This window comes from Comamonas sp. E6 (genome assembly GCF_001010305.1).
Lineage (GTDB): Bacteria > Pseudomonadota > Gammaproteobacteria > Burkholderiales > Burkholderiaceae_C > Comamonas > Comamonas thiooxydans.
The window spans coordinates 25,911-50,262 of sequence record NZ_BBXH01000019.1 but is presented as its reverse complement, the minus strand read 5'-3'; the positions used below and the strand labels follow the sequence as shown (position 1 = coordinate 50,262).

Sequence of the window (24,352 nt, the reverse complement as noted above, 5' to 3'; positions counted from 1 at the left end):
CAGCCTGATCACAGGCCGGCAGCCACAGGCATTCTAGAAACGCAGACGCCGGCCGTGTGGCGATTCGCGGTTGCCGTCAGTTTTCTTGACGACAAGCAAAGAAAAAGGCCCTTCGATGAAGGGCCTGGTTTCAGTCCATCAGGACTTACGCAAACAAGGATGCAGCAACGGCCTGCCCCATCTGGAGCGTGCATCTGCCTGAACCCGTTTTGCGTAAACGATGTCCCTGTCGCCTCAGCCCGCAGCCAGACGCTTTCGGATGGAGGCCTCGATGCCTGCCGCATCCAGCCCCTGCAGCGCAAGCAGCTTGGCGGGGTCGCCATGCTCGATGAACTCGTCGGGCAGCCCCAGCTGCAGCACGCTCTTGCTCAGGCCATGGGCGGCAAGGCTCTCCATGACGGCACTGCCAGCGCCCCCCATGACGCAGCCTTCTTCCAGCGTGACGATGAGCTCATGATCTGCAGCGATCTGGAGCAACAGCTCTTCATCGAGAGGCTTGGCCCAGCGCATATTGGCCACGCTGGCATCCAAGGCTTCGGCAGCCTGCAAGGCCGGGTACAGCAAGCTGCCGAAGGCCAGAATCGCCACCTTTTTGGAGGCCGACTCACGGCGCATCTCGCCCTTGCCAAAGGGCAGGCCTTCCAGGCTTTCCAGCGGAGTCACGCCCACACCGGCGCCGCGCGGGTAGCGCACGCAGACAGGGTGATCCTGCTCATAGGCCGTGGTCAGCAACTGGCGCGTTTCGCGTTCGTCCGCCGGGCAGGCCATGCTCATATTGGGAATGCAGCGCACAAAGGCGATGTCGTAAGCGCCAGCGTGTGTGGCACCGTCGGCGCCCACCAGACCGGCGCGGTCCAGCGCAAACACCACAGGCAGGTTCTGCAGCGCAACGTCGTGGATCAGCTGGTCATAGGCACGCTGCAAGAAAGTGGAATAGATGGCCACCACGGGCTTGACGCCTTCGCAGGCCATACCGCCGGCGAAAGTGACTGCATGCTGCTCGGCGATGCCCACGTCGTAATAGCGGCCGGGAAAGCGCTTGTGGAACTCCACCATGCCCGAGCCCTCGCGCATGGCGGGTGTGATGCCGACCAGACGCTGGTCCTTGGCCGCCATATCGCAGAGCCAGTGACCAAACACCTGGGTGAAGGTCTGCTTGGCAGGCGTGGCTGGCTTGACCAGACCGACCGCCGGGTCGAATTTCCCGGGGCCGTGATAGGCCACGGGGTCGGCCTCGGCGAGCTTGTAGCCCTGGCCTTTCCTGGTAACCACATGCAGAAACTGAGGCCCCTTGAGACCCTTGATATTCTCCAGCGTGGGAATCAGCGAATCGAGATCATGGCCATCAATGGGACCGATGTAGTTGAAGCCGAATTGCTCGAACATGGTGGCAGGCACGACCATGCCCTTGGCCTGTTGTTCCAGACGCTTGGCCAGTTCCAGCAAGGGCGGCACCTGCTTCAGGACGCTCTTGCCCACATCACGGGCCTTGGCGTAGAACTGGCCGCTCATCAGCTGGGCCAGATAGCGATTGAGCGCGCCCACGGGCGGGCTGATGCTCATGTCGTTGTCATTGAGGATGACCAGCAGGTTGGCGTCATGCACGCCGCCGTTGTTCAGCGCCTCGAAAGCCATGCCGGCCGTCATCGCGCCGTCACCGATCACGGCAATGGCCCGCCGGTCTTCACCTTTTTGCTTGGCGGCCAAAGCCATGCCCAGCGCAGCAGAGATGCTGGTCGACGAGTGCGCCGTGCCAAAGGTGTCGTATTCGCTCTCGGCCCGCTGGGGAAAGCCGGACAGGCCGCCGAACTGGCGCAGCGTGCCCATGCGATCACGGCGGCCAGTCAATATCTTGTGCGGATAAGTCTGATGGCCCACATCCCAGACGATGCGGTCATAGGGCGTGTTGAACACCGAGTGCAGCGCCACGGTCAACTCCACCGTCCCCAGGTTGGAGCTGAGGTGCCCGCCAGTCCTGGAAACGCTGTCGATCACATAGGTGCGCAGCTCTGCTGCCAGGCTTTTGAGCTGGGAGCGCGAGAGGCCGCGCATGTCTGCGGGATCGTTGATGCTGTGCAGCAGGGAAGAAGTATTCGTGGACATGTTCTATATTTTTAATAGCTGCTAGTGTTTACCAATACTGGATTACAGGGCTTCTCTATTAAATTTCAGTGGGTGCGCTGCACAACCATATCGGCCAGTGCGGCCAGGGCCTGGGTGTCGGCCAATCCGCTGCGCGTCAAGGCGGCGTGGGCCTGCTGGCGCAACTGCTCGGCATGGGCTCTTGCCGCCTCCAGCCCCAGCAGCGACACAAAAGTGGGCTTGTCATTGGCCGCATCCTTGCCGGCCGTCTTGCCCAGCGTTGCGGAGTCGGCCACCACATCCAGAATGTCGTCCACCACCTGGAAGGCCACGCCCAGTGCCTGGCCATAGTCGGTCAGCGCGGCCAGTGCCCGGGCATCGGTCTGTGCATTGCAGGCGGCCCCCATGAGCACGCTGCCCAACAGCAGCGCACCGGTCTTGAGACGGTGCATCTCGCGCAACTGCGCCTCGCTCAGTTGCTTGCCCACGCTGGCCAGGTCGATGGCCTGGCCGCCGGCCATGCCCTGGCTGCCCGCCGCTGCGCCAAGCAGGCGGCACAGCCTGGCCTGCATGGAGCAGGGAATGCCGTCGTCTTCAGGCAGCAACAACTCGAACGCCAGGGCCTGCAGGGCATCGCCGGCCAGCAGGGCCGAGGCTTCGCCAAACTGCACATGCACGGTGGGCTTGCCACGGCGCATGGTGTCATTGTCCATGCAGGGCATGTCGTCGTGCACCAGGGAATAAGCGTGAATCAGTTCTACGGCACAACCTGCGCGCAGCGTGGCCGCAGCCAGACCGCCCACCGCCTCGGCGGCCGCCCAGACCAGCAGCGGTCGCAAGCGCTTGCCGCCATCGAGCACGGCGTAGCGCATGGCCTCGCCCAGGCCCGCAGGTGCATTGATGCCCACCCAGCGCGACAGCGCATCTTCGGTGCGCGCCAGTCGCTCCTGCATCCAGACGGAAAAATCCAGGGCAGGCTTGCCCTCGTTCAAAGGCGTCGATGGTTCGGCAATCATTGATTCATTCATGGGCTGCATCTTCAAGGCAAAAAGCGCGGACGCCGGGATCAGTCCTGGGTCCAGGCGGACAGCTTGCCTTCGTCCAGTACCTTGACCTGCTCCTGCACGGCTTCGAGCTGGCTGCGGCAAAAACCCAGCAGCTCGGCCGCACGCTGGTAGCCGCTGAGCATCTGCTCCAGCGGAAGCTGACCCGATTCGATCTGCGCAATCAGTTGTTCCAGCTCCTGCAAAGCAGCTTCATAGCTGACAGGCTGTTCGGATTTTTTGGCGGCAGCGGCCTTGGGCATGGATGGTGTGGGCTATGTTGGACGAAAACGACGATTTTAGGCGCCCCTGCACCATTGGCGTGCAATGCCCGCAAAGCCGGCAGGCGGGAGATGTCTTGGCTGTGACTTCCGGCCAGGTCGATGCCGTCCGCACCAGCCTTTTTGACGACCAGCCACGGTTTGCGGACGGCTGGCAGCTTGCTGACAGGATCCTTCGCTACAGCGTCGAAATAACGTCAATACACGTACCAGAAAAACGGAAATAACCCCACAGCCTATAATCCCATTCCCGTCAAGCCGGCCACGTGCCTGGTCATCCGGTCGGGCAAACGAGTCGGCTGGCCATGCGCCACCGCCCATTGCCTGAGGCCCGTGTCCAGACAAGGCCGGTTTCGTTTTTTACCGTGTGCGCACGTGCACCCTCCCTGTGGGGAGTCTTTAGGTCAGGTCATCCATGACTGATTTAAGTCTTCAACTGCAGCAGGCCGCAAGCCAACTACCAGTTTCAAGTTATTTCAACGAGGCGCTGTTCCAGCGTGAGTTGGAAACGATTTTCAAGCGCGGCCCGCGCTACGTGGGTCACCAGCTGGCCGTTCCCGAGATAGGCGACTACTACGCCCTGCCTCAGGAAAAAGAAGGGCGGGCGCTGATACGCAATGCCAAAGGCGAGATCGAGCTGATCTCCAACGTCTGCCGCCACCGCCAGGCGGTGATGCTCAAGGGGCGCGGCAATCTACTGTCCGAGGGCAAGGGCCATGCCGGAGGCAATATCGTCTGCCCGCTGCACCGCTGGACCTACAGCACCAGCGGCGAGCTGCTGGGCGCCCCGCATTTCAGCCACGACCCCTGCCTGAACCTCAACAACTACCGTCTGCGCGAGTGGAACGGACTGCTGTTCGAGGACAACGGCCGCGACATAGAGGCCGATCTGGCCGGCATGAAGCTGCGCGAGCAGCTCCGGTTCGACGGCTTCGTGCTCGACCATGTCGAGATGCACGAATGCAACTACAACTGGAAGACCTTTATCGAGGTCTATCTGGAGGACTATCACGTCGGCCCCTTCCACCCCGGTCTGGGCAACTTCGTCACCTGCGACGATCTGAAGTGGGAATTCGCCAGCGAGTACTCGGTGCAGACCGTGGGCGTGGCCCCCGGCTTCGGCAACCCGGGCTCGGACATCTACAAGAAGTGGCACGAAGTGCTGCTGGCCTACCGCAACGGCGAGCTGCCCGATCGCGGCGCCATCTGGCTGACCTACTACCCCCACATCATGGTGGAGTGGTATCCGCATGTGCTGACCGTCTCGACCCTGCACCCGCTGGCCGTGGACCGGACGCTGAATGTGGTGGAGTTCTTCTACCCCGAGGAAATCGCCGCCTTCGAGCCCGAGTTCGTGCAGGCCCAGAAGGCCGCCTACATGGAAACCTGCATCGAGGACGACGAGATCGCCGAACGCATGGACGGCGGCCGCAGGGCGCTTTATGAACGCGGCGACAACGAGGTCGGCCCCTATCAGAGCCCCATGGAAGACGGCATGCAACATTTCCATGAGTGGTATCGCCGCATCATGGGCGACAGCGTCCCCCAACGCTGAATGAGGTAAGCCTCAAGACTGATAGCTGCTATCGCTTACCCCATAAGCACAGCAGCTATTTTTTATGCTGAATTGAGTGAGATATGCAAGCCCTGTGGATGGTGTTGGCCGCCTTGATTTTTGCGGTCATGAGTGTGTGTGTGAAGTTTGCCTCCCAGGACTTCAATGCGGCGGAGATCGTGTTCTACCGCGGCCTGGTCAGCATGGCGCTGCTGGTCTGGCTGGCCAGGCGCAGCGGCGTGACGCTGACCACCCAGTACTCGCGCGAGCATGCCTGGCGCAGCTTTGTCGGCGTGATCTCCATGGGTGCCTGGTTCTACGCCATCGGCCATCTGCCGCTGGCCACGGCCACCACGCTCAACTCCATGAGCAGCATCTGGATGGCGGTCTTTCTCATCGCCCAGGGCCTGTGGATGCGCCACACGCTGCGCAAATCCTATGCGGCCGAGCCCGAAACCCGCCGCGCCATTCCGCCCTTTCCCTGGGGCCTGGTGTCCACGGTGGTGGCGGGCTTTGTCGGCGTGCTGCTGGTGCTGCGCCCGACCAGCGCCCCGGCCAGCGAATGGGTGGCCGCACTCGGCGGCCTGTTTGGCGGCATGTTTGCGGCCATGGCCTATATGCAGGTGACCACCCTGTCGCGCCTGGGCGAACCTGAAACCCGCGTGGTGTTCTATTTCTCGGTGGGATCGGCCATTGCCGGCGGCATCACCATGCTGTTCAGCGGCATCTCGCCCTTCCCCGGCTGGAGCGCTCTGTGGCTGCTGCCCGTGGGCGTGCTGGCCGCCGTGGCCCAGGTCTGCATGACCAAGGCCTATGCCTCGGCCGGCAGCAAGAGCAACACCCTGGTCGTCGCCAATCTGCAGTACTCGGGCATTGTGTTTGCCGCCCTGCTCAGCCTGGTGCTGTTCGGCGAAAGCATCCCTCTGATCGGCTGGCTGGGCATTGTGCTCATCGTCGCCAGCGGAGCCGCAGCAACCGCCTTGCGCTCCAGGGGCTAGCCATGGCAGCGGTGCCTGGCGCCTTCGCCATGCACGTCAGCAGCCCCAGCCTGCCGCGCAGTCCACGCCGGATCTGCGCGGCTTGCCATATCCAAACAATGAAGCCTGCAGGGCTCGGGCGCTGCGACCCGATCGCATAATGGTCTGCATGCCGCAAGACTGCACGCCATGCCGTCTGCAGCCGTTCAATCTTTGGAGCAGCAAGCCATGAACCACTCGGCGCCCGAGCACTACAACACCCTGATTTCCGTCGAAGAGCTGGCCCGGCTCAAGGCCAGCGGCAAGCCTTTGATGGTGTTTGACTGCAGCTTTGACCTCATGAATCCGCCTGCCGGCCGCGAGCAATATCTGCAGGTCCATATCGATGGCGCCCTGTTCGCCGATCTGGACAAAGACCTCAGCGCACCGCACGGAGCACCCGGCGAAGACGGCCAGGTCACCACCAGCGTGCAATCGGCCTCCGGCGGCCGCCACCCCCTGCCCACGCGCGAGCGCTTTTCCGCCTGGCTGTCGTCCATAGGCTTTGCCAACAATATGCAGGCCGTGGTCTATGACCGCAACGCCGCCAATTACTGCGGTCGCCTGTGGTGGATGCTGCGCTGGGCCGGCCACGATGCCGTGGCGGTGCTCGATGGTGGACTGCAGGCCTGGCAGGCGGCCGGCCAGGCGGTGGGCAGCGGGGAAGAGCCCCGCCATTTCCAGTCCAACTTTGAACTGGGCCAGCCGCTGGAGACACTCAAGACCGTAGGCCAGGTCGAGGCCGACCTGGGCCAGGCCACCCAGACCCTCATCGATGCCCGGGCCCCGGCCCGCTACCGCGGCGAGGTCGAGCCCCTGGACCCCGTGGCAGGCCATATTCCGGGTGCACTGAATCGGCCGTTTAGCAGCAATATCGCGGCCGATGGACGCTTCAAGCCCGCAGCGCTGCTCAAAGCCGAGTTCGAGCAGTTGCTGGCCGGACGCGATCCCGCCAGCGTGGTGCACCAGTGCGGCAGCGGTGTCAGTGCCACGCCCAATGTGCTGGCCATGCGCATTGCCGGCTTTGCGCCCACAGCCTTGTTTGCCGGCAGCTGGAGCGAGTGGTGCAGCCAGCCCTCCCGCCCGGCCGAGCGAGGCTGAGCTGCCATATGCCGGTGTCGCGTCAGGCACCGGCTTTGAACAGGCACGCTCCCCCGCGTTTGCCGGGTTCACTCCCTGGGCCACGGACAGAGCGCACCGTGATCACCGTAGACAGGCGCAAGCGCGGTGCGGCGCGCTTGCTCAGCGCCAAGCCAGACCAGACCAGGCCCATTGCTTCTCGGCGCTCCGGGCCTTGGCGAAATGGCCGAGGCACATGTCCGCACTCGCATGTCGATGCAGCTTGGCAACCCGGATTCGGGCCGCTATCACAGGAAATCCCAGCGGCCTTTTTTCATAGGCGATCAGATACCGAATAAAAAGCCGCCTATTTGCTCGTTTGTCATCTTCCGGACAGATTCACAATACATGTACCAGTGGAATCCGGCTTGACGCAATGTCAGCCCCCACCCGGCACTCCGAGTCATCCCGAAGGACGGCAAGACAGTAAGGGAAATCCTACATGCCTGCCTGTGAAACCAGACCGGCGATACCGACGCTCCCCGACTTCAGTTCGATCAGGGCTTGAAACACAATTCATTTCAACAGATCGAAACACTTTTAACGTCATGTTTGTGTGCGCCGTGACGGTCTGTCGAGATTGAAAGGACTGGACCCATGAACAACGAACAACTGCTTGCCGAGATCCGCGAAGCCAACCTCACCTATCTGATGCTGGCCCAGACCCTGATCCGCCAGGACAAGGCCGAGGCCGTGTTCCGTCTGGGTCTGAACGAAGAGTCCTGCGACCTGCTGGGCTCGCTGTCTTCGGCCCAGGTGCTCAAGCTGGCATCGCGCAACACCTTGCTGGCCAGCTTCCGCGCCGACGACGAAATGGTCTGGAGCCTGCTGACCAACCACAGCAGCAACAAGATCGGCAATGCCGCCACCAATACGCTGCACGCCAACATCCTGATGGCCAGCCGTGTCTCCGAAGTGCTCTGAGCACCCGCTAGCGACTACCTGGTTTTAAGGAGAGATTGATGCCCGCCGCCAAGACTGCCACCAAAAGCGTTCTGAATGAATCCAAGCAAATCGAGCGCGCCGCCATGCTCATCGAGATGGGCGCCCGCATGCAGGTGCTGGAGTCCGAGACCACGCTGTCTTATGAACGCCTGATCCGGCTGTACAAGGAAATCTCGGGCAAGTCTCCCTCCAAGGGCCAGTTGCCGTTTTCCACGGACTGGTTTCTGACCTGGCAGGAAAACATCCACAGCTCCCTGTTTCTCAATATTTACGAATACCTGTCCAAGGGCGTGGAGCTGGACTCGGCCGAGCAGTTGACCAAGGCCTACCGCCTCTATACCGAGCAGATCCAGGCGGCCGAACTCGAGGTGCTGCTGTCCTTTACCCGCGCCTGGCGCCTCGTGAAGTTTGTCGATGCGCAGATGCTGACGCGCACGCAATGCTCGGTCTGCAAGGGCCAGTTCGTGACCGAGCCCTACGAGAATGCGCGCCACTACCAGTGCGGCCTGTGCAACCCTCCCGCGCGCGCCGGCAAGAGCAAGGCCGCCGGGTCCTTAATGCTTCACTAACCCCCTGAGCGGCTGCGCCGCTTCCCCCTCTCTCTTCGGGATGGGGACGGCAGCCTCGCTGCGCGGCGGCGCTTGCTCGCTGCCTCCGGCCTGGAGCACGCCAGTTTTAAAGCTCAACTTTCATAGCTGGTAGCGCCATACAACAAAGGGTTTGAAGCATTTATTGGCCTCAAACCCTTTATGCGTTGGCGCATGCAGCTCCTAAAGATGCAGCCTATCTTCCGTGATCTGCTGCGGCGGCTTCAGCGTGTCCGGCCTTGATGGCCGAGAAACTGCGACAGCGCTTGCTGGATGGCTCGCCATGCAAGCGCGCTTGTTTGAGGACTCTTCAACTTCCATAGCTGGTAGCGCCATTCAACAAAGGATTTAAAGCAGATAAATGCTTCAAACCCTTTATTCATTGGCGACATAAGCTCCCAATTCAGGAGCAGCCATCAGCGACCTCAACCCGTGTTGCGCACTCCGGCGGCAATGCCGTTGATGGACAGGTGGATGCCGTTCTTGACCCTGTCGTCAGTCTGTCCCGCACGCCAGCGGCGCACCAGCTCTACCTGCAGGTGGTTCAGCGGATCGATATAGGGGAAGCGGTGGCGGATGGAGCGCGCCAATGCGGAGTTGTGCTCCAGGCGCTGCTTGTCGCCCGTGATCTGGTTGAGCGCTTCCACCGTGCTCTGCCACTCGGCTTCGATCGCGCCGAAGATGCGGCGGCGCAAGCGCGTGTCGGTCACCAGCTCGCTGTAGCGCGAGGCCAGGTTCAGGTCGCTCTTGGCCAGCACCATGTCCATGTTCGAGAGCAAGGTGCGGAAGAACGGCCACTGGCGGTACATCTTCTGCAGCAGCGCCAGTTGCGCCTTGGCATCCTTGCCCGGACGGTGGATAAAGGCCTGGATCGCCGAGCCGAAACCGTACCAGCCCGGCAGCGTCAGTCGGCACTGGCCCCAACTGAAGCCCCAGGGAATGGCGCGCAGGTCCTCGATGGCCTGGGTCGCCTTGCGCGATGCGGGGCGCGAGCCGATATTGAGTTCGGCGATCTCGCGAATCGGCGTGCTGCTGAAGAAGTAATTGGTAAAGCCCGGAGTCTCGTAGACCAGCGCGCGATAAGCCGCCATGCTGGTTTCGGACAGAAACGCCGCGGCTTCCAGGAAGGCCTTGGTCGCCGGCTTGGTCGGCTGCAGCAGCGTGGCCTCCAGCGTGGCGGCCACCAGGGTCTCCAGGTTGCGTCGTCCGATCTCGGGGTTGGCGTATTTGGAAGCGATGACCTCGCCCTGCTCGGTCAAGCGGATCTGACCGCGCACCGTGCCTGGCGGCTGCGCCAGAATGGCCTGGTAGCTGGGGCCGCCGCCACGCCCCACGGTGCCGCCGCGGCCGTGGAACATGCGCAGCCGGATGCCGTAGTGATCGGCCAGATCGTCAAACAGATCGACCAGCGCAATCTCGGCCCGGTACAGCTCCCAGTTGCTGGTGAAGATGCCGCCGTCCTTGTTGCTGTCGCTGTAGCCCAGCATGATGTCCTGCTCGCCACCGCTTTTTCGGACCAGCTCGGCAATGCCGGGCAACTGGTAGTAGCGGCGCATGATGGGCGCGGCATTGCGCAGGTCCTCGATGGTCTCGAACAGCGGCACCACGATCAGATCGCATTGCGCGCCGTCCTGCAGCGTGCCGCGCAGCAGGCCCACTTCCTTTTGCAGCAGCAGCACCTCGAGCAGATCGCTGACGGTCTCGGTGTGGCTGATGATGCAATGGCGAATCGCCTCGCTGCCCAGGCGCTCGCGCAGGCGCTTGGCGGTCTCGAAGATGGCCAGCTCGCTGCGCGTGTGGTCACCGTAGTCGGCGCCCATCACGCGCAAGGGTCGTGCGTCTTCGAGCAGGCGCACCAGCAGCGCGCATTTGGCGTCTTCTTCGAGCAGGCTGTAATCGAGCTCGACCTTGGCGACCGAGAGCAGCTCGCGCACCACTTCCTCATGCTTGTCCGAGCTTTGGCGCAGGTCCACCGTGGACAGATAGAAGCCAAAGACCCGCACGGCGCGCATCAGCGGGCGCAGGCGCTGCGGCGCCAGGGCATCGCCGTGATAGCGCGACAGCGAGTCGTCGATGATCTGCAGATCGGCCAGAAAGGCGTCGGCCGATGCATAGGCATTCTGGGGCGCCACGGCATGGCGTGCCGCCTCGCCGCCCGTCAGTTGCCTGAGCGTCGCGGCCAGCCGCGCATAAATGCCCGTCAGCGCCCGGCGATAAGGCTCGTCGCTACGGTGCACATTGTGGTCGGGCGAAGCATCGGCCAGTGCCTGCATCTCGGGCGTGATGTCCACCAGATTGGCCGACAGCGACAGCTCGCCACCCAGATAGTGCACCTCGCGCAGATAGTGGCGCAGAGCCACATCAGCCTGGCGCGACAGGGCCAGCTCCAGACTCTCGGCCGTCACAAAGGGGTTGCCGTCGCGATCACCGCCAATCCATTGGCCCATGCGCAAAAAGCTCTGCTCGGGCAGCTTCTCGCCCAGCTCCTGCTCCAGCTGCTCGTAGATCTTGGGGATCTCCTGCAGGAACGTGGCCTCGTAATAGGACAGGGCGTTCTCGATCTCGTCGGCCACCGTCAGCTTGGAATGACGCAGCAGCCGCGTCTGCCACAGCTGGGCCACGCAGGCTCGCAGTTGCGCCTCCACCCGCGTCAGCTCGCGTGGGGTCAGCGCGTCCTTGGCGCTGTTGTAGAGCTGGGCGCGCATCAGGATATCGTCGCGCTCGGCCAGCAACTGGGCGATGCGGCGCTCGGCCGTCAGAATGCTCTGGCGCTGCACCTCGGTGGGGTGAGCCGTCAGCACGGGCGAGATGAAACTCTTGGCCAGCGTATCGACCACAGTGGCCGTCGAGATGCCCGCCCAGCGCAGGCGCGCCAGTGCCACCTCGATGCTGCCTTCCTGCGTATTGCCGGCGCGCTCGTGCACGGCGCGGCGGCGGATGTGGTGGCGGTCTTCGGCCAGATTGGCCAGGTGCGAGAAGTAGGTGAAGGCGCGAATCACGCTCACCGTCTGATCGCTGGACAGTCCCTTGAGCAGCTTCTTGAGCGCCTTGTCGGCCGCCTCGTCGGCATCGCGCCTGAAGGCCACCGATAGCTGGCGCACCTGCTCGACCAGCTCGTAGGCCGGCCCGCCTTCCTGCTCGCGAATCACATCGCCCAGAATGCGCCCCAGCAGCCGTATGTCCTCGATCAGCGGCAAATCCTTGTCGGTCTTGCGCACCGGCTTGTCGCCATGTTTGTCTGTATGTGCGGCGCTCTTGGGGCGGGCGGAAGGCATGAACTATTCTCCTTGGGCACGGTGTAGGGCAACTTGCCATGCTAGCATTCCCCGTTACCCGCTTGAGACCGCGCCGTCATGAAATTTTCTGCATCCTCACCCACATCCATCGTCATTGCCACACGTGAGAGCCAGCTGGCCATGTGGCAGGCCGAGCATGTGCAGGCGATCTTGCGCGGCCGTGGCCACAGCGTCGATCTGCTGGGGATGACGACCAAGGGCGACCAGATTCTGGACCGAGCCCTGTCCAAGGTGGGCGGCAAGGGTCTGTTCGTCAAGGAGCTCGAAGTGGCTCTCGAGGAAGGGCGCGCCGATCTGGCCGTGCATTCCTTGAAGGATGTGCCCATGGAGCTGCCCGAGGGCTTTGTGCTGGCCTGCGTGATGACGCGCGAAGACCCGCGCGACGCTTTTGTCTCCAACCGCTATGCATCGCTGGACGAGCTGCCCCAGGGGGCCGTGGTCGGCACCTCCAGCCTGCGTCGCCAGGCCCTGCTGCAGGCGCTGCGCCCCGATCTTAAGATCGAGGCCCTGCGCGGCAATGTCAACACCCGCTTGCGCAAGCTCGACGAAGGTCAGTACGACGCCATCGTGCTGGCAGCCGCCGGCCTGATGCGCCTGGAGATGAGCGAGCGCATCCGCGCCAGGTTCGACCCTGCCCAGATGCTGCCCGCAGCCGGCCAGGGCGCGCTGGGCATTGAGGTGCGCGCAGACCGCCAGGACATCATCGACGCCCTGGCCCCGCTGGCCCATATGCCCACCTGGCTGACCGTGACTGCCGAGCGCGCCGTCAGCCGTTGCATGGGCGGCAGCTGCTCCATGCCGCTGGCCGCATACGGCCGCTTTGAAGGCAACACCCTGCACATGGATGCAGCCTGGGGCGATATGGAGGGCAGCAAGGGCCTGGTGCGCGTGCAGGCCAGCGCCAGCGTCACGGACTTTGCCAGCGCCAACGCTCTGGGCGAGCAACTGGCCGCGCAGCTGCAAGCCGCGGGTGCCGTGCCTGCGGCGCCCAGGCAGGACTGAGCCGCGCCTGCCCATGCGCCGCGTTCTGGTCACCCGCCCCTTGCATGATGCGAAACCCTGGGTCGATGCGTTTCGCGCCCGCGGTCTGCAGGCCGAGGCCTTGCCGCTGATAGGCATAGGGCCCTGCACAGACCCGGCTGCACACCAGGCTCTGCTGAGGGCGCGACAGTTGGCGCTGAAACCCGGTCACTACCGGGCCGTGATGTTTGTCAGCGGCAATGCGGTGCAGTATTTTTTTGCTCAGGATCAAACTCCAGCATTGGATGCTGAAGCGTTGCTAGCGCCTGATACCAGGGCGTGGACCCCCGGCCCGGGCACAGAGCGCGCCCTGCTAGAAGCAGGACTGGCCTCTCTCCAGATCGACGGCCCTTCGCCTGACGCAGCGCAGTTCGAGTCCGAAGCGCTTTGGCAGAACGTCCACGGCCAGGTTCGCCCTGGCGACCGCGTGCTGATCGTGCGCGGCACCAGCCCTGCGACCGCCCCCGTCGTCGGCAATGCCGGCATGCCAATCCCGTCCACACAAGGCGCTGGCCGTGACTGGCTGGCAGCCCGGCTGCGCGAAGCCGGAGCCGAGGTGGAACTGCTGGCCGTGTATGAGCGCCAGCTTCCGCCATGGACGGCGCAACAGCTGGATCTGGCCCGGCAAGCCGCCAGCGACGGCAGCCTGTGGCTGTTCAGCAGCTCGGAAGCTGTTGCCAACCTGCAACAGCTGCTGCCCCAGCAGCAATGGCACTCGGGGTTAGCGCTCACCACCCATGAACGCATTGCCAGCAAAGCACTTTCAGCAGGTTTCGGTCAGGTTTTGCACAGTCGCCCAAGTCTGGACGATGTGGTTGCGTCTATAGAATCGGCTCTATGAGCTCCGATGCCATCCCCACCTCCGACAACCAACCCTCAGCCTCCTCCCCCAGCCAGGACCCTTCCGCGCCCGCTCAGACTGGGCGTGGTGTCCCCACGGCTCTGGTGCTGACGCTGGGAGCGGTGGCTGCCGCAGCCCTGGTCGCCTGCGGCATGCTGTGGCAGCGCGTGGGCAATATGCAGGAGCAACTGGCGCGTCAGTCGGCGCAGTCCGGCGCGCAGTCGGTGGAGGCTCGTACCCTGGCCAAGGATGCTCAGGATCTGGCTCGCGACAGCGCAGCACGTGTCTCCGTGATGGAAGCGCGTGTGGCCGAACTCAGCCTGCAGCGCAACCAGCTTGAAGAATTGATGCAAAGCATGTCGCGCTCGCGCGACGAAAACCTCGTGGCCGATATCGAATCCTCGATACGCATGGCTCAGCAACAGGCTGAACTCTCGGGCAGCCTGCAGCCATTGGTGGCGAGCCTCAAATCAGCCAGAAAGCGCGTGGAAAGCACGGCCCAGCCGCGTCTGGCGCCCGTCGTGCGCGCCATTGATCTGGATCTGGACAAGCTCTCGCGCATGAGCGTGACGGACACAACGGGGGTGCTCAGCCGTATCGAGGACCTGATCCGTCAGGTGGACGACCTGGCTCTCATCAACGATGTGGGTCGCCCGCGTACGCGCAATGCTCAGCCCCGCAAGACGGCGGCCGCTCATGACACTCCCGAGGACGCCAGCCTCTCCCTCACTCAATGGGCCTGGTGGCAGGGCCAGGGTCAGCGGGTCTGGGACTCCTTCAAGGATGGCGCGGCCGATCTGGTGCGCGTGCGCCGCATCGATCACCCCGAGGTGGCCCTGCTGGCCCCCGAGCAGGGCTATTTCCTGCGCGAGAACCTCAAGCTGCAACTGCTCAATGCCCGTCTGGCCCTGCTGTCGCGCCAGTGGGAATCGGCACGCGCCGACCTGAGCGCTGCAGGCACCTTGCTCAACAAATACTTTGACGCACGCTCGCGGCGTACCCAGATCGCCCAGGCGCAGTTGCAGCAGATTCAGGCCAATCTGCATACGGGCGGACGCGTGGAGCTTGAAGACACGCTGAACGCTCTGACCACAGCGGCCGCCGGCCGCTAATCGAGGAGGACACAGAAATGCGCGCCGCCTTGTGGTTGATGGGTCTGTTTGCCGTGGCCGTGGCCATGGCACTGTTTGCCGGCAATAACCAGAGCTCGGTCACCTGGTTCTGGTCGCCCTACCGGGTGGACATGTCGCTGAACCTGGCCCTGGTTCTGCTCTTTCTGGCTTTTGTGCTGCTTTATGCCGCGCTGCGTGCCCTGGCAGTGCTGCTGCAGATGCCGCATCAGGCACGCCGCTGGCGCATGCAGCAAAAAGAGCGCGGCATGAACCAGAGCCTGCTTGAAGCGCTCTCGCATCTGCAGGCCGGCCGCTTTTTGCGCGCCCGCAAATCGGCTTTGGCCGCCTTGTCCACCGAGCAATCGCTGCGCGAAGCAAAGGCCGGCCTGCCTTATGGCGAACGCCTGAACGCAACAGCCCATCTGATCGCCGCCGATGCCTCCCACGCCCTGCAGGATGCCGCCTTGCGCGACAAGCACTGGCAACAGGCTCTGGACGTGCTGCCCATCCCCGGCAACACCCAGGACATGGAAATTCGCGAAGGCGCCCAGATGCGTGCGGCCCGCTGGGCACTGGACGACCGCGATGCCGCCGAATCGATTCGCCGCCTGGGCGAGTTGCCGCTGGGCGCAGGCCGCCGCACGATTGCCCTGCGCATCAAGCTCAAGGCAGCACGCCTGTCCGGCGACACGCAGGCGGCGCTCGACACCGCCCGTCTGCTGGCCAAGCACCGCGCCTTCTCTCCCGCGGCCTCGGCCAGCGTGGTCCGCGGCCTGTTGCTGGCCAGCATTCGCGACGCACGTGACACCTCGTCGCTGCAGCAGTTCTGGCTGTCGCTGGACGAAGACGAGCGTGCCATGCCCGAAGTAGCCATCCCTGCCACGGAACGCCTGATCGAGCTGGGTGGCGAAGCCCAGCAGGCACGCGCCTGGCTGCTGCCCGTGTGGGAGCATTTGCTGACCCAGCCAGGACCGCGCACGGAAACCCATCTGCCCAAGCTGGTGGAGGTGTTGCAGTCAAGCCTGGGCAAGCTGGATGGAGCCTGGCTGGCTCGCATGGAAGCCGCAGCCAATGCCAACCCGCGCGAGTCGCGCCTGCAGTACCTGGCCGGCATGGCCTGCGTGCAGCGCGAGCTATGGGGCAAGGCCCAGCAGTTGCTGACCCGCGCCGCACCGCTGCTGCAGGACCCCCAGCTGCGCACGCGCGCCTGGCAGCGTCTGGCGCTGATGGCCGAGCATCGTGGCGATATGGAGGCCTCGGCCATCGCCTGGAAGCTCGCAGCCCAGGCCATGGTGGTGCTACCGGACAATCCGGCGCAGGACGAATAGGCACGCTCCGACACGGCTTACAAGCAACAGGCAAGCCGCTACTGCGGCCTTGAGTTGCGCGGACGCTGTGCGGCCAACTACGCTGCTCTCGCCGAGCGCAAAGCAAAAGGCCACGGCCGCCGCGGCAAGCCGCGAGCGACAGTGGCCTCAAGCCAGGTCTGGACTTACTTGCTGTGCTCTATGGTCTTCACATGCTCTGCCACCTGCGCGGCGGTCACGTCGCCAGGGCGGCCGCCCCAGGTCTGACGCATGTAGTTGACCAGGTCGGCCATCTCCTCGTTGCTGAGCTTGTCGGCATAGCCGGGCATGGTCTGCATGCGTTCGCCATGGGCCAGGTCACGCTCGTGCACGCCTTCGCGGATCACGCGAATCAGGTTGATGGGCGTGGGGAACATGGCCGTGGTGTTGGTACTCATGGGCACCGACGAATGCGGCTGACCTTGGCCCTGCGCACCGTGGCAGCCCGCGCACAAGCCCAGGTACAGGTTCTCGCCCTTGACGCTGGTCTGCCCCTCGGCAGCCTTGAGCTTGGGCCCTGGCATCTCGCGGTTCTGGGTCAGATAGGCGGCCATGGCGCGCACATCGGCCTCCGCCATGCGCGAGGTGGAATGTTCGAGCACCGATGACATGCGGAAAGTCATCACCCCTTGCGGCGACAGGCCGGTGCGGAAGAACTTGACCAGATCGTCCTTGGTCCAGCCGCGCTCGCTCAGGGCATCGGGGGTCAGCGCCGGAGCGTAGGAACCTTCGATGGTGTTGCCCTCAAGATAGCGCGAACCATCCATGGCGAAGGTGGCCTTGGTGCGCGGGCTGTGGCATTCGGCACAGTGACCCAGCACATCCACCAGATACTTGCCGCGCACCAGTTCGTCCACCGACATGTCGAACTCCTTGGCTGCAGGTCGATTGAGCGCATTCCACATGGCCACGGCAGGACGGATGCTGAACGGGAAGTTCATCTCGCTGGGCTTGTTGGCGACTTCCACGGCCGGCTGCTTCATCAGCCACACCCACAGCGCATCGACATCGGCACGCGTGATCTGGTGGTAGCTGGCATAGGGCATGGCCGGATAGAGGTTCTTGCGGCCAGGCGCCATGCCGGCAGCTACTGCACGATACAGATCGTCGGCCGTCCAGCCGCCGATGCCGTGCTCCTTGGAAGGCGAGATATTGGTACCGTAAAGCGTGCCCATGGGGGTGACCATGGGCACGCCGCCCGCCAGCTCCGCCCCCGTGGCGGGCGAGCTGTGGCAGGCCGCACAGTCACCGCCGCGAAACACCTGCTCGCCGCGCTTGTAGAGCGCATCGAACTCCTGCGGGCCCAGCTTGGCAAAGTCCACCGTGGCGGGCGGGACGTCGCCGCTTGCGCTGCCGTACAGATACATGCCTCCGGCCACGAGCACACCCAGCACGGCGGCTGCGCCCAGGCCCTTGATCCAGGTCTTAGCCATTGTTCACGACCTCCTTGCTGCGCTTGCCCGTGGTCAGGCCCGGCGTTTTCAGGATCACGTCGCGCACGGCGTTGTAGTAGCGCACATAGCCGGTGCAACGGCAGATATGGGGCTCCAGTTGCTCCTCGATGGCTTTTTCCACCTCATCGGCGGGTACCGGCTGCTTCTGGAGCTTTTCCACCAGCACGGTGGCCGAGTTCACGAAACCCGGCGTGCAGTAGCCGCACTGGAAGGAATAGTGCTCGAGAAAGGCCTTCTGCACCGGCGAGGGATGGACCACGCCCTTGTCGTCCACCGAGGCAATGCCTTCCACGGTACGAATGGTCTTGCCGTTGAGCCAGGTCACGCCGGTCACACAGGCGGGCACGGTGATCGAGCCTTTTTCCGGGTCGTCGACGATGATGGTGCAGGCGCGGCACACGCCCTGGCCGCAGCCCAGGCGCGTGCCGTTCATGCCCGCGTACTCCTGCAGGAACTCGATCATCATCAAGTCCTTGGGAACGTCGACGGGGCCTACCTGTTTGCGATTGATGGTGGCGGAAAATTGGATACGGTCCTGCATCACAGTGCCTCTTTGATTTTGTCGGGGGTCACGGGGGTCGCATGGAAGCGCTTGCCCGTGGCATGGGCGATGGCGTTGACGCAGGCGGCGACCACCGGGATCATCACCACCTCGGCCATGCCCTTGGGCGGATCGGTGCGCGACAGCGGCGGCAGCACCACGCCCTCGGCCTTCCACACGGCCACTTCGCTGGCGCGCGGCACGTGGTAGCGATTCAGGTTCCACTGGCCGTTGCCGGGGCCGGTCTCATGGCGCGGCAGGTCTTCGTACAGCGCATGGCCAATACCCATGGCCACACCGCCCTGGATCTGGCCGGAGACCAGCTCGGGCACGATTTGCGCGCCGCATTCCAGCCAGGTCTTGTGCGAGAGGAGGTTCACCTTGCCCGTACCCGGGGACACGGACAGCTCCACCATGGTGGCGCAGGGCGCGTAGTACACCGTGCCCGCATTGGTGCGCTGCACCGGCGGGTAATAGACCTTGTCGCGTGCGATGAAGGCATAGCCGCCGGATTTCATCGCGGCCTTCTTGGCCTCGCCAGCTCCCTTGCCGTACTGCACGGACAGGGCGTCGATCATGGCCTGGAACTTCCTGCCCTCGACCGTGAAGTCGGCCTTGGCCCAGGCCCAGCGGTTAAAGGCGTGCACGCACACGCCGGTCACGATGCCGAGCTCGTGCGCGCGCTCGGCCAGGCGCTCCAGGCTCAACGGCTCCAGGCCCTCGGCCACGAGCATGCGATCGCGCCACTCCAGCATGTCTTCGGTGACGGTGCTGGGCAGCATCTGCCCCCCTCCCTCCTTGCCGGACCAGATTGACTGGGCTGCAGGCCACAGGCAGAGCTTGAGCAGCAACTGCGCCGCCTGTTGTGTGGCGTGGCGGAAGTAGTAGGCCGAGTTCGAGGCCGATACCGGCGACACCAGGCGCGGCACCCAGCTTGGGTCCCTGGCCAGCTCATCCTCCTTGGCCTGGGGCGTGGTATAGGGCTCGTCCTTGGTATGCAGCGGCAGGTTGTCCCAGTGGTTCACCGCGAAGTCCACGTCGTCCGCCGGGCGCCCCAGAAAGGGCTCGACCGCCACCAGCTGTGCCGTGGTGCTGCCGGTGCCGATCTCGGTGGCGATGTGGCGCATCTTGATGCGGCCCTCGGGCGTGATCTCGAGCTGCGCAATCGAGGCTTCTGCCCCCGTGCCGAAGTCCTTTTGCACGGCACCAAAGCCTATGCCGTAGCGCAGGCCGGGGTTGGCTGCCTCGAAGTCGGCCTTGCGCTTGGCGCGCTCGGTCCACATCGGGTCCTTGGCGGCCATGTCGAGGATCTCGCCAATGCGCAGATGACCCGAAGGCGAGGCGCCCTGGGTGTTCTTCATGCTGCTCTTGAGCACATTGCGCCGGCGCAGTTCGATGGCATCGAGGCCGATCTCCTGGGCGATCTCGTCGACCAGCATCTCTGTATAGGCCATGGATTGCACCGTGCCGTAGCCGCGCATGGAGCCGGCCGTGACGCCGATGGAGGGGTACACCTCGGTCGACAGGTCGCTCTCGGGGAAGTAGTAAATGGATTGCGCCGCCGTCACTGCCACCGTGCCCACCGAGGGGCTGAAGTTGGTCACGCCGCCGCCGTCGCCCACCATGTGGCAGGTCAGCGCGTGGAACTTGCCGTCCTTGTCCACCGAGATCGCTGTCTCCACGTCGAAGGGATGGCGCTTGAGGGCGAACTGGAAGTGCTTCCAGCGGTCCAGCGCCAGCCGCACCGGGCGGCCCTGGGCGTACAGCGACGCCAGTGCCACGTAGAACGGGAAGGGATGGTGCTCCTTCTGGCCGTAGCCCACGGTGTAGGAGCTGATGTAGTCGAGCTGGTTCAGCGGCAGCTTGCTGTCCTTGAGCATGTGCATCACATGCTCGGCCGTGCCATAGGGCGCCTGGCTCGCGGCCACCATGTGCAGCGCACCGCTGCCCTGCTCATACCAGGCCAGGCCGTTTTCCATTTCCATGGCCACGTGCTCGATGGACTGGCTGTAGTACTTGCGTGCAAACGCGCGCAAACCGTCCCTGGGTTGTTTCATCTCGGCCTGGATGCGGGCCGACTCGCCCATCAGCGCGCCGAAGGCAGGGTGGCTGCTGTCAGGCCAGTGCACGCCTTTTTCATCGAGTTGAGGCCAGATGACGGTGTTCTTCATGGGCGAGAACCTGTCCTCGCCATAGCCGTCCTCGCCTTGCACGCGTACGTAGCGCGCGGCCACATAAGGCGCGCGCGGCGGCTGGGCCGCCTCGGCTCCGAAGCGGAAGATCGCATCATTGAAGCGCAGGCGCTGGTTGGCCACGCGGAACTTCTCGTAGTCGTGCCAGATGGCCACGGCCACCGGGTGCCCCAGCATGGGCGAGACCTGGCCCTTCTTGACGAAGAACTCGCCATAGAAGCCCGGCTCGGGCATTCCAACGCCGTCGGCGGCGATGGACTCGGCGTCGATCAGCACATCAGGCTGGTAGTCGCTGCCCAGCACCGACAGATCCAGGCCTTCGTAGATGCGGTCGGCGCGCGGGATATGGATGGTCAGCGCGTGCGACTGCTGCGCAGGCCAGCCATGCATGTCCCTGGCGCGCAGGTCGATGGCAAAGACCTTCTGCCCGGTGACTTTGGCCATGCCGTCGCGGCGGTAGTTGAGCGTGTTGCCATTGATCCAGTGGGTCTCCTGACCGCTGGCGGGCGTTATCAATTCCGCAAGTGCGTCTTTGACCGGGCGCACACTCGCAATCACGCCCATGGCGGCGGCAGCCTTCAGAAAACTGCGCCGATTCAAGTCCAGTTTGGACACGGTTCCAACTCCTTGCTGCAATGCGCACAGCAACAGCAAGGACTGGCGTGGGCACATCGCTAGATGACTATGTATTCCCGAACGTTGTATGCGTCCGAGAGTCAAAAAGCAGGTGATAACGGCTGCAGTTGTTGTCGGCATTTCTGCCCACATATCGCCAGCCTTGGCCGTCCGCCACGCTTTGGTCTTTTAAAAGACTAAGAGGCGCGGAGTATAAAAACAGCGGCCTGCATGATTTCTCGCCACCCAAATTCACAAGTTAAATACTCGGAAAATTGATACTCATCAATACCGACTTCCTTCATTAGTGCTTGTCGTGCAAAACGGCATGCGCCCACTTCGCTGTGCATCGAATGTTCGATGACCTTGCTGAAGCCAGCGCTTTTTGGTTCGGACATTCAGCTTTTTTGAATCGAGCCCTCAATCCTGCTGAACCTTTTTGCATTCTCCGCTTCATACACTGCATATCAATTTCAGCAGGCCTCCAGCGCCCGCGACCCGCACTTTCTGATTGCAGTTTCCATGAACTCGAGCTCCCGCTATACCGGTACCGCCATCGCCCTGCACTGGGTTCTGGCCTTGGCACTGATCGGCATCTTCGCCTTTGGCCTCTATATGACAGGCCTGCCTTTCTCGCCCACACGCCTCAAGTACTTCAACTGGCACAAATGGGCCGGCATGACGATTCTGATCCTGTCCGTGCTGCGCCTGGTCTGGCGCATCACCCACCGACCACCGGAGCTGCCCGAAGCCGTCACCCGCACCATGCCAGGCTGGCAGCGCATGGCCCACCACGGCGTGCATCACCTGATGTATGCGCTGTTCTTTGCCATCCCGCTGGTGGGCTGGATGTACAGCTCGGCAGCAGGATTTCCCATCGTGCTGTTCGGACAATTGCCCCTGCCTGACCTGGTGAGCAAGAGCCCCGAGCTGGCCGAAGCGCTCAAGCCCTGGCATGGCTATCTGGCCTATGCGCTGGCAGCCCTGGTGGTGATGCATATCGCTGCCGTCATCAAGCATCAGATCATTGACCGCGACGGACTGCTGTCACGCATGGTTCCGGGCCAATAGTCCCCCCCTGAGCGGCGTTGCCGGGGCGGATCCGCCGCTTCCCCCAGGGGGACAACAGCTTTGCTGCGCGGCGGCGCTTGCTTGCTGTCTCGCTCCTTCAAGCCGTACCGGCTTTTGAGTTTTTTGTATGTTCATCACAAGGAGTTTTTGATGAAAGTCCTTTTTTCCTCCGCACTGATTGCGGCCGCTTTCCTGGGCAACACCGCACAGGCCGCTCAAGCCCTGGTGCCCACGCAAAGCGCCGTCAACTTTGAAGCCAAGCAGATGGGCGTGCCGCTCAAGGGGCACTTCAAGAAGTTCGACGCCCAGATTGCCTTCGACGCCGCCAAGCCCGAGAGCAGCAAGATCCATTTCACGGTCGATACTGGCAGCGCCACCATGGGCGCCAAGGAAACCGATGCCGAACTGCCCAAGGCAGACTGGTTCAACGTTGCCAAATTCCCTCAGGCCACTTTTGACTCCAGCGCCGTCAAGGCTCTGGGAGGCGGCAAGTTCCAGGTGGACGGCACGCTGACCATCAAGGGCAATGCACAGAAGGTGAGCCTGCCCGTGACGCTGACCCAGTCCGGCGCCACCACCACGGCCACCGGCACACTGGCGCTCAAGCGTCTGAACTTCAAGATCGGCGATGGCGACTGGAAGGACACCTCCATGGTGGCCGACGAGGTCAATGTGCAATTCAAGCTGGCTCTGACTGGCGTCGGCAAGCTCTAAGCGTTTTTCAGCTCCAGCGCTTGATAGGCAAGCGCTGAAAGCTCATGTTTTGATAGTTCCAATCCCTGAAGGAGTATTCACCATGCGTTCCACTCTGTTCGCTCTGGCCGCTGCGTCCCTGTTTGCCACCGCTGTCCAGGCGGCACCAGCCACTTACGCCATCGACCCCACACACACGTTTGCGACTTTCGAGATCGATCACTTTGGAGCCTCCACCAACCGTGCCCGCTTCGACAAGAAGAGCGGCAACGTGCAGTTCGACAAGGCAGGCAAGACCGGCAAGGTCGATATCGAGCTGGACATGACATCGGTGAACTCCGGCACCGCCGCTTTTAACAAGCATCTGCAAAGCGCCGACATCTTTGACGCCGAGAAATTCCCCAGCGCCAAGTTTGTCTCCGACAAATTTGTCTTCGACGGCGACAAGCTCAAGGAAGTAAGCGGCCATCTGACGCTCAAGGGCAAGACCGCCCCCGTTACCCTCAAGGCCAACAAGTTCACCTGCTACGAAAGCCCCATGCTGCAAAAGCGTGAAGTCTGCGGCGGCGACTTTGAAGCATCCATCGACCGTACCCAGTGGGGCGTGGACTACGGCATCCCCTATGGCTTCTCCAAGCAAGTGCGCCTGGTCATGCAGATCGAAGCCGTGAAGCAGTAATCCAGGTTCGCAAAGACTCTCGAGTGAAGCCCCTTGCGGGCTCTCTCTTTGGCCCGGCCCGTGCAAGCGGTCCGGGCTTTTTTGCGTCTGCAGCCTGCTTCAGACACAAATCCCTTTCATTAAAAAATTTACTTTAGGTTAATTGATTACGAATAGTAGAATAATCTCACTCACACAATTGAAGGAGACATCGCATGAGCCAAGCCGCCCCTACCCCGGTTTACTCCCAGCCCCGGCGTGCAGACATGAGCCAGCTGCCCGCACCTGCAGCCGTGCAGCAGTTGCACCACTACGCCTACAAGGCCAAGGATGCAGAAGAGACTCGTCACTTCTACGAGGACATCCTCGGCCTGCCGCTCTACCACATCATCCAGAGCGACTACGTCCCCTCCACGGGCGAGTACTGCCCCTACACCCATTTCTTCTTCCGCCTCAAGGACGGCTCCTTCATCGCCTTCTTCGACATTGGCGACGACGAAGCGGCCCTGCCCTCACCCAACACTCCGATCTGGATCAATCACATCTCCTTCCGCGTGGACTCCGTGCAGGAGCTGGAAAACACCAAGGCCCGCCTGCAGGCCTGCGGCGTGGAAGTGCTGGGCGTGACCGATCACCACATCTTCAAGAGCATTTATTTCTTCGACCCCAACGGCATCCGCCTGGAGCTGACGGCCCAGCTGGCCGACGAGCTGCAGATGCTCAAGGAAAGCAAGACCGCCCATGCACGCCTGGACGAGTGGACGGCCCGCAAGGAGCAGTGGCGCAAGGAACGTGCCGAGGGCAAGTCCAGCGCTCCCCTCAAGCCGCAGAACAACGACCGGCCGGAGTTTGTTCCTGGTAAGTAACACCCCCTGAGCGGCTACG

At 63.2% G+C, this 24,352-nt stretch carries 22 protein-coding genes; 14 read left to right on the top strand and 8 right to left on the bottom strand.

What is annotated here, in order from left to right; all coding sequences use genetic code 11:
- Window positions 1-234 precede the first annotated feature (234 nt).
- The 3 genes from dxs to xseB form a co-directional block, all read right to left on the bottom strand.
- Window positions 235-2,103 carry a 1-deoxy-D-xylulose-5-phosphate synthase gene (gene dxs / locus CSE6_RS17310; RefSeq protein WP_059441094.1) on the bottom strand — a complete coding sequence of 623 codons (1,869 nt, stop codon included), beginning with the start codon at window positions 2,101-2,103 and terminating at the stop codon, window positions 235-237.
- 65 nt (window positions 2,104-2,168) lie between these two features.
- On the bottom strand, window positions 2,169-3,110 hold the full coding sequence (locus CSE6_RS17305) for a polyprenyl synthetase family protein (protein WP_059441093.1): 942 nt from the start codon (window positions 3,108-3,110) through the stop codon (window positions 2,169-2,171).
- Between the two features lie 38 nt (window positions 3,111-3,148).
- Entirely contained in the window at window positions 3,149-3,388 is a 240-nt protein-coding gene (gene xseB / locus CSE6_RS17300; protein ID WP_003069159.1) for an exodeoxyribonuclease VII small subunit, read from the bottom strand.
- Window positions 3,389-3,402: 14 nt separating this feature from the next.
- On the opposite strand from xseB, the gene CSE6_RS17295 reads away from it, so the two are divergent.
- The 6 genes from CSE6_RS17295 to flhC all read left to right on the top strand — a co-directional run bounded on the left by CSE6_RS17295 (window position 3,403) and on the right by flhC (window position 8,610).
- Complete coding sequence (locus tag CSE6_RS17295; protein ID WP_238585732.1) at window positions 3,403-3,633, top strand: hypothetical protein; 231 nt, start codon at window positions 3,403-3,405, stop codon at window positions 3,631-3,633.
- Between the two features lie 188 nt (window positions 3,634-3,821).
- Window positions 3,822-4,961 (top strand): aromatic ring-hydroxylating dioxygenase subunit alpha, encoded by a 1,140-nt coding sequence (locus tag CSE6_RS17290; RefSeq protein ID WP_059441091.1) that lies wholly within the window; start codon window positions 3,822-3,824, stop codon window positions 4,959-4,961.
- An 83-nt stretch (window positions 4,962-5,044) separates the two neighbouring features.
- A complete protein-coding gene (locus CSE6_RS17285; protein ID WP_059441090.1) occupies window positions 5,045-5,959 on the top strand; it encodes a DMT family transporter in 915 nt (304 codons plus the stop codon).
- 207 nt (window positions 5,960-6,166) lie between these two features.
- Window positions 6,167-7,078: a sulfurtransferase gene (locus CSE6_RS17280; RefSeq protein ID WP_059441130.1), complete on the top strand. Its 912-nt coding sequence runs from the start codon at window positions 6,167-6,169 to the stop codon at window positions 7,076-7,078.
- A gap of 615 nt (window positions 7,079-7,693) precedes the next feature.
- The gene (gene flhD / locus CSE6_RS17275) at window positions 7,694-8,020 is read left to right on the top strand and encodes a flagellar transcriptional regulator FlhD (protein WP_003069145.1); all 327 of its coding nucleotides are present in this window, start codon (window positions 7,694-7,696) and stop codon (window positions 8,018-8,020) included.
- 38 nt (window positions 8,021-8,058) lie between these two features.
- Window positions 8,059-8,610, top strand: a complete 552-nt coding sequence (gene flhC, locus CSE6_RS17270; protein WP_003052834.1) for a flagellar transcriptional regulator FlhC — start codon at window positions 8,059-8,061, stop codon at window positions 8,608-8,610.
- 443 nt (window positions 8,611-9,053) lie between these two features.
- Here flhC and ppc read toward each other — a convergent pair whose 3' ends face one another.
- A complete protein-coding gene (gene ppc / locus CSE6_RS17265) occupies window positions 9,054-11,903 on the bottom strand; it encodes a phosphoenolpyruvate carboxylase (protein WP_034380173.1) in 2,850 nt (949 codons plus the stop codon).
- A 78-nt stretch (window positions 11,904-11,981) separates the two neighbouring features.
- On the opposite strand from ppc, the gene hemC reads away from it, so the two are divergent.
- Genes hemC through CSE6_RS17245 form a run of 4 tightly spaced genes read left to right on the top strand, consistent with a single transcriptional unit; the run spans window position 11,982 to window position 16,225 of the window.
- The gene (hemC, locus tag CSE6_RS17260) at window positions 11,982-12,926 is read left to right on the top strand and encodes a hydroxymethylbilane synthase (protein ID WP_034389489.1); all 945 of its coding nucleotides are present in this window, start codon (window positions 11,982-11,984) and stop codon (window positions 12,924-12,926) included.
- A 13-nt stretch (window positions 12,927-12,939) separates the two neighbouring features.
- Window positions 12,940-13,785 carry a uroporphyrinogen-III synthase gene (locus tag CSE6_RS17255; protein ID WP_034389490.1) on the top strand — a complete coding sequence of 282 codons (846 nt, stop codon included), beginning with the start codon at window positions 12,940-12,942 and terminating at the stop codon, window positions 13,783-13,785.
- Window positions 13,782-14,897 carry a uroporphyrinogen-III C-methyltransferase gene (locus tag CSE6_RS17250; RefSeq protein ID WP_034389491.1) on the top strand — a complete coding sequence of 372 codons (1,116 nt, stop codon included), beginning with the start codon at window positions 13,782-13,784 and terminating at the stop codon, window positions 14,895-14,897. The genes CSE6_RS17255 and CSE6_RS17250 overlap by 4 nt, the downstream gene beginning before the upstream one ends.
- 17 nt (window positions 14,898-14,914) lie before the next feature.
- Entirely contained in the window at window positions 14,915-16,225 is a 1,311-nt protein-coding gene (locus tag CSE6_RS17245) for a heme biosynthesis protein HemY (protein WP_034409517.1), read from the top strand.
- Between the two features lie 164 nt (window positions 16,226-16,389).
- On the opposite strand, the gene CSE6_RS17240 is transcribed toward CSE6_RS17245, so the two are convergent.
- The 4 genes from CSE6_RS17240 to CSE6_RS17225 form a co-directional block, all read right to left on the bottom strand.
- On the bottom strand, window positions 16,390-17,676 hold the full coding sequence (locus tag CSE6_RS17240; RefSeq protein ID WP_034352879.1) for a cytochrome c: 1,287 nt from the start codon (window positions 17,674-17,676) through the stop codon (window positions 16,390-16,392).
- Window positions 17,669-18,238 carry a (2Fe-2S)-binding protein gene (locus tag CSE6_RS17235; protein WP_003069132.1) on the bottom strand — a complete coding sequence of 190 codons (570 nt, stop codon included), beginning with the start codon at window positions 18,236-18,238 and terminating at the stop codon, window positions 17,669-17,671. Before CSE6_RS17235 ends, CSE6_RS17240 begins: the two co-directional genes overlap by 8 nt.
- Complete coding sequence (locus tag CSE6_RS17230) at window positions 18,238-21,045, bottom strand: xanthine dehydrogenase family protein molybdopterin-binding subunit (protein WP_059441089.1); 2,808 nt, start codon at window positions 21,043-21,045, stop codon at window positions 18,238-18,240. The genes CSE6_RS17235 and CSE6_RS17230 overlap by 1 nt, the downstream gene beginning before the upstream one ends.
- 197 nt (window positions 21,046-21,242) lie before the next feature.
- Window positions 21,243-21,443 carry a hypothetical protein gene (locus CSE6_RS17225; RefSeq protein ID WP_034352884.1) on the bottom strand — a complete coding sequence of 67 codons (201 nt, stop codon included), beginning with the start codon at window positions 21,441-21,443 and terminating at the stop codon, window positions 21,243-21,245.
- Window positions 21,444-21,567: 124 nt separating this feature from the next.
- Here CSE6_RS17225 and CSE6_RS17220 point away from each other — a divergent pair, with 124 nt between their 5' ends.
- The 4 genes from CSE6_RS17220 to CSE6_RS17205 all read left to right on the top strand — a co-directional run bounded on the left by CSE6_RS17220 (window position 21,568) and on the right by CSE6_RS17205 (window position 24,333).
- Window positions 21,568-22,116: a cytochrome b gene (locus tag CSE6_RS17220; protein WP_045839915.1), complete on the top strand. Its 549-nt coding sequence runs from the start codon at window positions 21,568-21,570 to the stop codon at window positions 22,114-22,116.
- A gap of 150 nt (window positions 22,117-22,266) precedes the next feature.
- Complete coding sequence (locus CSE6_RS17215) at window positions 22,267-22,830, top strand: YceI family protein (protein WP_059441129.1); 564 nt, start codon at window positions 22,267-22,269, stop codon at window positions 22,828-22,830.
- A gap of 82 nt (window positions 22,831-22,912) precedes the next feature.
- Window positions 22,913-23,488 (top strand): YceI family protein, encoded by a 576-nt coding sequence (locus tag CSE6_RS17210; protein WP_059441088.1) that lies wholly within the window; start codon window positions 22,913-22,915, stop codon window positions 23,486-23,488.
- 194 nt (window positions 23,489-23,682) lie between these two features.
- Complete coding sequence (locus tag CSE6_RS17205; protein ID WP_003069123.1) at window positions 23,683-24,333, top strand: VOC family protein; 651 nt, start codon at window positions 23,683-23,685, stop codon at window positions 24,331-24,333.
- The last annotated feature ends 19 nt before the right edge of the window (window positions 24,334-24,352 follow it).

What these genes read in the sequence shown, in the direction of transcription:
- dxs (WP_059441094.1), bottom strand. Translation starts at nt 2,103, where the DNA reads ATGTCCACGAATACTTCTTCCCTGCTGCACAGCATCAACGATCCCGCA.
- CSE6_RS17305 (WP_059441093.1), bottom strand. Translation starts at nt 3,110, where the DNA reads ATGAATGAATCAATGATTGCCGAACCATCGACGCCTTTGAACGAGGGC.
- xseB (WP_003069159.1), bottom strand. Translation starts at nt 3,388, where the DNA reads ATGCCCAAGGCCGCTGCCGCCAAAAAATCCGAACAGCCTGTCAGCTAT.
- CSE6_RS17295 (WP_238585732.1), top strand. Translation starts at nt 3,403, where the DNA reads ATGTTGGACGAAAACGACGATTTTAGGCGCCCCTGCACCATTGGCGTG.
- CSE6_RS17290 (WP_059441091.1), top strand. Translation starts at nt 3,822, where the DNA reads ATGACTGATTTAAGTCTTCAACTGCAGCAGGCCGCAAGCCAACTACCA.
- CSE6_RS17285 (WP_059441090.1), top strand. Translation starts at nt 5,045, where the DNA reads ATGCAAGCCCTGTGGATGGTGTTGGCCGCCTTGATTTTTGCGGTCATG.
- CSE6_RS17280 (WP_059441130.1), top strand. Translation starts at nt 6,167, where the DNA reads ATGAACCACTCGGCGCCCGAGCACTACAACACCCTGATTTCCGTCGAA.
- flhD (WP_003069145.1), top strand. Translation starts at nt 7,694, where the DNA reads ATGAACAACGAACAACTGCTTGCCGAGATCCGCGAAGCCAACCTCACC.
- flhC (WP_003052834.1), top strand. Translation starts at nt 8,059, where the DNA reads ATGCCCGCCGCCAAGACTGCCACCAAAAGCGTTCTGAATGAATCCAAG.
- ppc (WP_034380173.1), bottom strand. Translation starts at nt 11,903, where the DNA reads ATGCCTTCCGCCCGCCCCAAGAGCGCCGCACATACAGACAAACATGGC.
- hemC (WP_034389489.1), top strand. Translation starts at nt 11,982, where the DNA reads ATGAAATTTTCTGCATCCTCACCCACATCCATCGTCATTGCCACACGT.
- CSE6_RS17255 (WP_034389490.1), top strand. Translation starts at nt 12,940, where the DNA reads ATGCGCCGCGTTCTGGTCACCCGCCCCTTGCATGATGCGAAACCCTGG.
- CSE6_RS17250 (WP_034389491.1), top strand. Translation starts at nt 13,782, where the DNA reads ATGAGCTCCGATGCCATCCCCACCTCCGACAACCAACCCTCAGCCTCC.
- CSE6_RS17245 (WP_034409517.1), top strand. Translation starts at nt 14,915, where the DNA reads ATGCGCGCCGCCTTGTGGTTGATGGGTCTGTTTGCCGTGGCCGTGGCC.
- CSE6_RS17240 (WP_034352879.1), bottom strand. Translation starts at nt 17,676, where the DNA reads ATGGCTAAGACCTGGATCAAGGGCCTGGGCGCAGCCGCCGTGCTGGGT.
- CSE6_RS17235 (WP_003069132.1), bottom strand. Translation starts at nt 18,238, where the DNA reads ATGCAGGACCGTATCCAATTTTCCGCCACCATCAATCGCAAACAGGTA.
- CSE6_RS17225 (WP_034352884.1), bottom strand. Translation starts at nt 21,443, where the DNA reads ATGTCCGAACCAAAAAGCGCTGGCTTCAGCAAGGTCATCGAACATTCG.
- CSE6_RS17220 (WP_045839915.1), top strand. Translation starts at nt 21,568, where the DNA reads ATGAACTCGAGCTCCCGCTATACCGGTACCGCCATCGCCCTGCACTGG.
- CSE6_RS17215 (WP_059441129.1), top strand. Translation starts at nt 22,267, where the DNA reads ATGAAAGTCCTTTTTTCCTCCGCACTGATTGCGGCCGCTTTCCTGGGC.
- CSE6_RS17210 (WP_059441088.1), top strand. Translation starts at nt 22,913, where the DNA reads ATGCGTTCCACTCTGTTCGCTCTGGCCGCTGCGTCCCTGTTTGCCACC.
- CSE6_RS17205 (WP_003069123.1), top strand. Translation starts at nt 23,683, where the DNA reads ATGAGCCAAGCCGCCCCTACCCCGGTTTACTCCCAGCCCCGGCGTGCA.